General features: G+C 67.4%; 6 protein-coding genes. 2 read left to right on the forward strand and 4 right to left on the reverse strand.

All coding sequences use genetic code 11. From position 1 onward, the window contains the following. Nucleotides 1–589: 589 nt before the first annotated feature. Nucleotides 590–895, reverse strand: coding sequence for a non-histone chromosomal MC1 family protein (locus tag ACFR9S_RS01230; protein WP_379732320.1), 306 nt, complete (start codon nucleotides 893–895; stop codon nucleotides 590–592). 212 nt (nucleotides 896–1,107) lie between these two features. On the opposite strand from ACFR9S_RS01230, the gene ACFR9S_RS01235 reads away from it, so the two are divergent. Both ACFR9S_RS01235 and ACFR9S_RS01240 read left to right on the forward strand, forming a co-directional pair. Then, complete coding sequence (locus ACFR9S_RS01235) at nucleotides 1,108–1,305, forward strand: SymE family type I addiction module toxin (protein WP_053946810.1); 198 nt, start codon at nucleotides 1,108–1,110, stop codon at nucleotides 1,303–1,305. Nucleotides 1,306–1,312: 7 nt separating this feature from the next. After that, entirely contained in the window at nucleotides 1,313–2,368 is a 1,056-nt protein-coding gene (locus tag ACFR9S_RS01240) for a quinone-dependent dihydroorotate dehydrogenase (RefSeq protein WP_379817826.1), read from the forward strand. A 16-nt stretch (nucleotides 2,369–2,384) separates the two neighbouring features. Here the strand turns inward: ACFR9S_RS01240 and ACFR9S_RS01245 are convergent, their stop codons facing one another. The 3 genes from ACFR9S_RS01245 to pheS all read right to left on the reverse strand — a co-directional run. After that, nucleotides 2,385–5,018 (reverse strand): valine--tRNA ligase, encoded by a 2,634-nt coding sequence (locus tag ACFR9S_RS01245; RefSeq protein ID WP_379730763.1) that lies wholly within the window; start codon nucleotides 5,016–5,018, stop codon nucleotides 2,385–2,387. A gap of 81 nt (nucleotides 5,019–5,099) precedes the next feature. Next, on the reverse strand, nucleotides 5,100–6,914 hold the full coding sequence (pheT, locus tag ACFR9S_RS01250) for a phenylalanine--tRNA ligase subunit beta (protein WP_379817828.1): 1,815 nt from the start codon (nucleotides 6,912–6,914) through the stop codon (nucleotides 5,100–5,102). Continuing rightward, nucleotides 6,914–8,146: phenylalanine--tRNA ligase subunit alpha (gene pheS, locus ACFR9S_RS01255; RefSeq protein ID WP_379817830.1), on the reverse strand; the 1,233-nt coding region annotated here is incomplete at its 5' end. The genes pheT and pheS, both read right to left, overlap by 1 nt.

An 8,146-nucleotide genomic window follows, 5' to 3' on the forward strand; every position in this document is an offset into this window, starting at 1 on the left:
ATCAACCGGAATGTGTACGTGCTATTGCACGTGGGTGGCGGGTCGGATCACACGTCGTGATCGTTACCAATCTGGTATTGCGTATCGGTTACCGTTCGCTGTCCACCGGCCGAACCGGGGGACACCGAACTACCAAGGCTCGCATCAGATTCCGTCCTACGGCGGACCGGGGGGGCGGAATCCTCATCCGTCGCAGACAGCGGTTCACCGAGCCGACCTCAGTCCGAACCCCGCTGCCCTCTGCGTATTCCTTCCGAGTGCCCGTTTCCACTTAAGGGCGTCGGATCGTACCGGGCTCGCACCGAGCGAGTCCGGGTGTCACCGGGGGCGACCGCCCCGGCGACCTTCGCATTCCATTCGATGGGTGGCGACTACTTAACCCCGTCGGACTATCGACGCCACGTCATGCGGTTTCACGCGGGTCGTACTCACACGGGGTGGAGCCGGCAGCGACGCTACCCGGAAAAGTATCGCGCGGCAGGAGGGCGGCCAGTCATCCCACGCTCACACGGAGTCAGGCCGCGTGGTACCGCGCGTCGGTCGTTGCGACGCGGGAACTGATACGCCTGTCGGGATCGACGCCCGGGAGCTACTCGTCGAGGTGCTCGATCCCCTGCTTGGAGACGTTGGCCTCGGTGATGACCTCGGGCATCCAGTCGGGCTTGTTCTCGGGGGCTTCCTCCTCCCACGCCCAGCCCTCGTAGATGTGGACCTTGTCGGTCCCCTTCTCCCGGAGCTCGATCGGGACGCGGTCGGCGTCGTCCTCGGAGTCGGCCGGCTCGAGCCGTCGAGCCGCCTTCAGGGCCGCCTGCCGGGGCGTGTTGCCGGAGAACACGCTGTCCTCGCCGTCCTCTTCTCGGAGCGCGAAGTTCCGCTTACCGTCTTCTCGTACCATGGTTTCTCGCCATGGGAGTGGTGCACAGGGTTCGATATAAAAATATCGGGGCAAACGACCGGCGTGAGCGGGAGTTTTATATACTGCAATGTTGGTAACGCCGTCTATAATATGAAAATAACCCGAAATCCACCCGACAGAGCCTCGGGCGCGCCGCACGCGGAGACAACACTTTAGTATCGGCTGAAGCCAAACGGGGATAGACAGACCAGATGGTCCGCAAGAAGAAGCTCAGCCCGAGCGGGGCCAAAGACGAGAACGGCGAGTACCACAACGTCCACGTGAACCTCCACGAGGACGAGCTCGAGGTCGCCGGCATGGAGATCGGCGAGGAGGTGTTCGTGCGCGTCCGCGACGGGAAGATCATCATCCAGTCCGCCGACGCCGAGGACGTGGAACACGACTTCTGAGGACCAGATGGGACCCTACGACGCCGTCAAACCGCTCCTGTTCTCGCTGCCGCCGGAAACCGCCCACACGCTCGTCAGCCGCGGGCTCGAAGCCGTTCAAGGTACGCCCGTCGAGGGGCTGCTCCGGGACCGCTACGTCGTCGACGACGACCGGCTCGCGACCGAGGCGTTCGGCCTGCGCTTCCCCACCCCCGTCGGCGTCGCCGCCGGCTTCGACAAGAACGCCCGCATCCCGCGTGCGCTGGCGGCGATCGGCTTCGGCCACGTCGAGGTCGGCGGCGTCACCGCCGAAGCGCAGGAAGGCAACCCCCGCCCGCGGATGTTCCGCCTCCGGCCGGACCGCGCGCTGATCAACCGGATGGGGTTCAACAACGAGGGCGCGGACGCGGTCGGTGCGCGCCTCGACGACACCGCGCTCCCGCACGTCCCGGTCGGCGTCAACCTCGGCAAGTCGAAGTCCACCCCTCTCGGGGACGCGCCCGCGGACTACCGCTACACCTACGAGCGCGTCGCCGACGCGGCGGACTACTTCGTGATCAACGTCTCCAGCCCCAACACGCCCGGCCTGCGGTCGCTCCAGAACCGTGACTCGCTGGAGGCGATCGTCGACGAGCTGCAGGACGCCGGCGCGGCCCCGCTGCTCGTCAAACTCTCCCCGGACCTCCCCGGCCCGGCGATCGAGGAGTCCCTCGACGTGGTCGCCGAGAAGGACCTCGACGGCGTCGTCGTTGCGAACACCACGACTGAGCGCCCAGAGAGCCTCCAGTCGCCCAGTCAGGCCGAACCGGGCGGGCTCTCGGGCGACCCCATCGAGGAGCGCTCGACGGGTCTCGTCGGCTTCGTCGCCGAACGAACTGACGTGCCGGTCGTCGGCGTCGGCGGCGTCAGCGACGCCGAAGGCGCCTACCGGAAGATCCGCGCGGGCGCGGACGTGGTCCAACTGTACACCGGCCTCGTCTACGAGGGGCCGTCGCTCGCCCGCGAGATCAACGAGGGGCTGCTCGACCTGCTCGAACGCGACGGCTTCGACCACGTCTCGGAGGCCGTCGGCGCCGATCTGTAGAAAGAGCCGCGACGCCTTACTCTTCGACGATCACGAGCGCGCCGTCGGCTTCGAGCATCTCGCCCTCGCCGGTGTACTGGCGCTCGCGCTCGACAGTGAACTCCTCGGCCGAGAGCTCGTGGCCCGCGACCGACAGCGTCTCCTCCCTGATTTCGTACTCGCCGTTCTCGATGCCGGCCTCGATGTCGGGCACGTCGGCGCCGTACTCCGGCCCGACGACCGAGTAGTCCAGGTCGATCCCGGTGACGACCGACTCGACCTCCGGCTCCTCGGCCAGCCGCTCGAGCTCCCCGACGTGCATCACGTTCCGGATGTCGTTCTCGAAGCCGTCGACGTTCCCGTACACCGACACCGTCGAGAGCTCGGCGTTGAGCGGGAGCTGGCGCTCGCTCTTGTAGCGCCGGAGCGCGCCGACGACCGCCATCGCGGTCTCGCCGGCCTCGTGGTCGGCGTCGATCCCCGTGGGCTCGGGCCACGCGCTGCGGTGGATGCTGTCGAACTCCTCTCCCCCGGCGTACATGTCCTGCCAGATCTCCTCGGTGATGTGGGCGAGCATCGGCGCGAACAGCTTCAGGAACCGCCGGTGGGCGACCGTCAGCGTGTACTTCGCGGAGTCGTCGTCCTCCTCGCGGACGCGCTGTTTGGCGATCTCGAGGTAGTCGTCACAGAACGTCCCCCAGAAGAAGCTCCGGAGGCTGTCCCGGGCCTTCGAGAACTCCCGGTTCTCGAGCTTCTCCTTCACGAACTCGGCCTCGCCGTCGAGTTCCGCCAGCAGCCAGCGGTCCAGCGCCGACAGCTCTGACTCGTCGACGTCCGGCACGCTCTCGGGGGTCAGCGAGTCGACCAGCTTCGAGGCGTTCCAGAGCTTCTGGAGCAGCTTCTCGCCGGCACGGAGGCCCTTCTCCTGGTAGGGGAGGTCGTCGCCGATCGAACTCCCCGCGGCCCAGAACCGCGCGGCGTCGACGGGGAACTGCGATTTGACCTCCTGCGGGCTGACGACGTTGCCCTTCGACTTGGACATCTTCTCGCGGTTCTCGTCGAGCACCATCCCGTTGATCATCACCGAGTCGAACGGCACCTCGCCGGTGTGCTCGTAGCACTTCACCACGGTGTGGAACAGCCAGAAGCTGATGATGTCGTGGCCCTGCGGGCGCAGGTCCATCGGGAACAGCTCGGGGTTGTCCATCGTGAACTCCCCGGCGTCGTCGTCCCAGTCCCAGCCGGCGTTGATCAGCGGCGTCAGGCTCGAGGTCGCCCACGTGTCGAACACGTCGTCCTCCGGGACGAACTCGTCGTGTCCGCACTCGGGACAGGCGTCGACCGGCGGGTCGTCCGAGAGGGGATCGACCGGCAGGTCGGCCTTGTCGGCGATGACCTCCTCGTCGCACTGTTCGCAGTACCAGACGGGGAAGGGAATCCCCGAGGAGCGCTGCCGGGAGATACACCAGTCCCACTGCAGCCCCTCGATCCAGTGTTTGTACCGCGAGAACATCTTCTCGGGGAACCAGTCCATCTCGCGGCCGGCCTCGAGGTACTCGTCGGTGCTGTCGAGCAGTTCGACGTACCACTGGTCGGCGACGAGGAACTCGACGCCGACGCCGCAGCGCTCGTGGACGTTGACGGTGTGGGTGATCGCCCGGCGGTCCAGCAGCGCGCCGGCGTCCTCGAGATCCGAGACGATCGCCTCGCCGGCGTCGGCGGCGGCCATCCCCTCGTACTCGTCGGCCACGTCGGTCATGTGGCCGGACTCGTCGATCGCGACCCGGAGATCCAGATCGTGGGCCTGGTACCACTCGATGTCGGTCTGGTCGCCGAACGTACAGCACATCACGATCCCGGAGCCGGTCTCCATGTCGACGCGGTCGTCGGCGATGATCGGCACCTCGTGGCCGAACAGCGGGATACGGGCCGACTCGCCGACGAGGTTCTCGTTCTCCTCGTCGTCGGGGTGGACGAACACCGCGACACACGCGGGGAGCAGTTCGGGTCGCGTCGTCGAGATGGTGAAGTCGTCCTGGCCCGCGGACTCCGGATCGACGACGTCGAACGCGATGTCGTGGAAGTGGCTGTCCTGCTCGTCGTCCTCGGTCTCGACCTGCGAGATCGCGGTCTCACACTCCGGACACCAGATCGCCGGCGCGCGCTGGCGGTACTCCTTGCCCTGCTCGTAGAGGTCGACGAAGGAGAGCTGAGAGACCCGCTGGACCTGCGGCTCGATCGTGCGGTAGGTGTTGTTCCAGTCGATCGAGAAGCCGAAGGACTGCATGTTCTCGGTGAACTCCTCTTCGAACTCCGCACACACCTCCCGACACTTCTGCTGGAACTCCCGGCGGGAGAAGTCCTGGTGGCGGACGTCGAGTTCCCGCTCGGTCAGGCGCTCTGAGGCGATCCCGTTGTCGTCGTAGCCGAAGGGGTAGTACACCTCCTCGCCCTGCATCCGGGAGAACCGGGCGACGATGTCCTGCAGCACCGTCCCGTACACGTGGCCCCAGTGGAGGCTGCCCGACACCGTCGGCGGCGGCGTGTCGATGGCGAAGGCGGTGTTCGGATCGTCTACCTCGCTCTCGCGGTAGGCGTAGGTGTCCTCGTCGAGCCACCGATCCTGCCACTTCTCCTCGACGACGTCGGCGTCGTACGGGCCGCTGGGCATGTTGGGTGAACGTTCCCGTGAACGCCTGTTAAATAGCTCGGTCCTGTGAAAACGCGCCACAGGGCGGGCTGGAACGGAGTCTCAGTCCGAGAGCGCGTCCAGCCGGAACTCGAACGCCGCGACCGGCACCTCCAGATCGCGCTCGACCAGCACCTTCGGGTGGATCTCGCCGATCACACCCACCGAGTCCCCGTCGATCACGACCTCGGCCGCGCGGCCGTCGATGAAGCTGGGGTGCTCGGTCGCGGGCGTCTCGAGGTCGGCGTCGAACTCGCCGACGAGTGCCTGCAGTCGCCCCTTGATGTCCTCGTACGTCGCGTCCGTGCGCGCGATCGCGGCCGCGACCGTGCGGTGCTCCGCGACGCCCGTGTTCTCCTCGTCGTCGCGCTCGGCGACGAAGCCCACCTCCGCGAGCTCCTGCGGGTAGCGCCGGTGGGTGTTGTTCTCCAAGACGTGCATGATCGAGGGGAGTGCCCACGTCCGGAGCTGCGTGTAGTCCTCGCTGTAGGCGCTGGTGACGTTCACCGCCTCGCCGCCGCCGAGGGCGTCGCTGCCTTCCTCGACGTTCATGCGCTCGTAGTTCTCTTCCGGCGAGGAGAGGTGGAAGTTCAGCAGGTCCTCGAAGCCGAGGCCCACGAGCGCGGTCCGGGTCGCCCGCTCCAGTCGGCTCCGCTCGTGGCGGCCGCCGATGGTGCCGATGTCGGGGTACTTCGGTTCGAGGTCGCCGAACCCGTACGCTCGGCCCACGTCGTCCACGAGGTCCATCGGGTGGAGCACGTCGGTCCGGTACGGCGGAATCTCCACCTCGTACGTCGTCTCGTCACCGAGATTGGTCGTGGCGTCCAGCCCGGAGCGCTCGAACAGGTCCACGACTTCCTCCATCTCCAGTTCGATCCCGAGCGTCGTCTCGATCTGCTCGTGGGAGACCGTCTTCTCCCGGGTATCGAGCTCCGGCCGGACGAGGTGGTCGCCCGCGTGCTCGCCGGCGGCGCCGTCCTCGTACACCACGTCGACGTCCTCGAGCGTCGCGCCGCGGGCGTCGAGCGCGTAGCAGATGATCGCGAGCATCCGGTCGATCGTCCACTGGTCGGTGCCGGTAAGCTCGATCAGCAGCTCCCGGGAGTCGGTCGTCACCTCGGTGCGCTGGCCGTTGATCACCGGCGGGAACGAGAACAGCCCCAGCTCGTCGTAGATCGCGGGGTAGCGCTCGTACTCGCTCACGAGGTCGGCGTACTCCTCGCCGGTCGGGTGGTCGGTCAGCACCTCGGCGGGGGTCATCCCGCGGTCGGCGTCCAGCGGGACGAACTCGTCGCCCTCCGGTTCGATCCCGCGGTAGGTGATCGTCGGGTTGCCGAGGTCGGTCTGCCCCTCGTCGCCGCCGACGGGGGTCAGGTCCTCGGGCGGTTCGAGCTCGTTGTCCTCGCCGATCTCGCGCTGCTCGATGCGTTCGCCCTTCAGCATCGCGAGGTCGTGGATGCCGATGGCGCCCTTCGCGCGCTTGCGGCCCATCGTCGCGTGGAGCTTCTCCTGCAGTTGGATCAGCGAGTCCAGCGCGTCTTCATCCAAGTCCACCCCGCGTGCGACCGCGCCCGCGACGTACGGGCGCTCGCTCGGGACCGAGGGGTCGACCTCGATCGTCCAGTCGGCGTCGTTGGTGTCGGGGACGGTCACGCCGCGGTCGTCGCCGTAGTGGTAGCGCAGCGAGCGGGCGACGCCCTCGACGGAGAGCCGGTCGAGCCGGTCGGGCGCAAACTCGAACTGGAGGTCGCCGTCCTCCGTCTCGCCCTCGAACTCGAGGCCGAGGCCGAACAGGTCCTCCTTGAGTTGGTCGTCGTCCTTCTCCTCGTGGCCGGTCAGTCGGCGCAGTTCGTCAGTGTCGATGTCGACGACGGGCATCAGTAGATCACCTCCGCGTTCCGCAGGAACTCGAGGTCCGCGAGCGTACCGTGCAGGTCGCGGATGTCGTCGGCGCCGGTGTACAGCATCGCCAGCCGCTCCAGCGCGAGCCCCCAGGCCATCACGTCACACTCGACGCCCAGCGGCTCCAGCACCTCGTCCCGGAAGATGCCGCTGTTGCCGATCTCGATCAGCTCGCCGGTCTCGGGATGGCGGCCGAACAGCTCGAAGCTCGGCTCCGTGTAGGGGTTGTAGTGGGGTTTGAACTGCACGTCCGTGATCCCGAACTGCTCGTAGAACTCCTCGAACGTGCCCATCAGGTCACGCACCGAGAGGTCCTCGGCCATCACCCAGCCCTCGATCTGGAAGAACTCCAGCAGGTGCGTCGAGTCGATCGTGTCGTTGCGGTACGCCTTCTGCACCGAGAAGTAACGCTGGGGCGGTTCAAGGTCGCCCTCTGCCTCGCCGGAGAGGTAGCGCATCGAGAGCGAGGTGGTGTGCCCTCGGAGCGCGACCTCGCGGGCGAAATCCTCGTCCCACGGCGAGTGGTAGCCGTCGCCGTCCGGGCCGACCCCCTCGCGGTGGGCGTTCTCGACCGCGCGAACGAGGTCCTCGGGGAGGTCCTCGACGGGGTCCACGTCCAGCGCAAAGCGGTCCCAGTGGGTGCGCGCGGGGTGGTCCTGGGGCATGAACAGCGCGTCGTTGATCCAGAAGTCGGCGTCTGCGTGGGGACCGTCCATCTCCTGGAACCCCATCCCGACGAGCACGTCCTTCACACGCTCGGCGGCCTGGCGGAGCACGTGGACCTTCCCCGCCTCAGCCTCGGTCGCGTCGGCTTCGACGTTGTAGTCGGTGAACTCCACCTCCTGCCACTCGCCGGAGGTGAGCATCTCGGGGGTGAGCCGGTCGGCGGTTTCGGCGGCTTCGACGCCGGCCATCAGCGCGTCGGCGCCGTCGTCGGTCAGCAGCACCGAGCGCACGGTGTGTTCCTCGCGCTCGATCAGGCCGCGCTCCGCGAGGCGGTCGAGTAGCGCCTCGTCGTCGACCGTCTCGCCGGTGTCGATCCGTTCGAGTGCAGCGAGTTCCGGATCGGCGTCGGGGTCGGCGTCCGGGTCCGCGGTCACTTCGCCGCTCTCAATCTCGCCGTAGCCTTTCCGGGCGAAGTTCGAGAGCGCGATGTCGACCTCCGGACCCTCGAGGCCGGCGGCGCCGATGACCTGCCCCATCTCGAC

Origin of the sequence: Halolamina salina (assembly GCF_042678005.1) — an archaeon.
Classification (GTDB): Archaea; Halobacteriota; Halobacteria; order Halobacteriales; family Haloferacaceae; genus Halolamina; species Halolamina salina.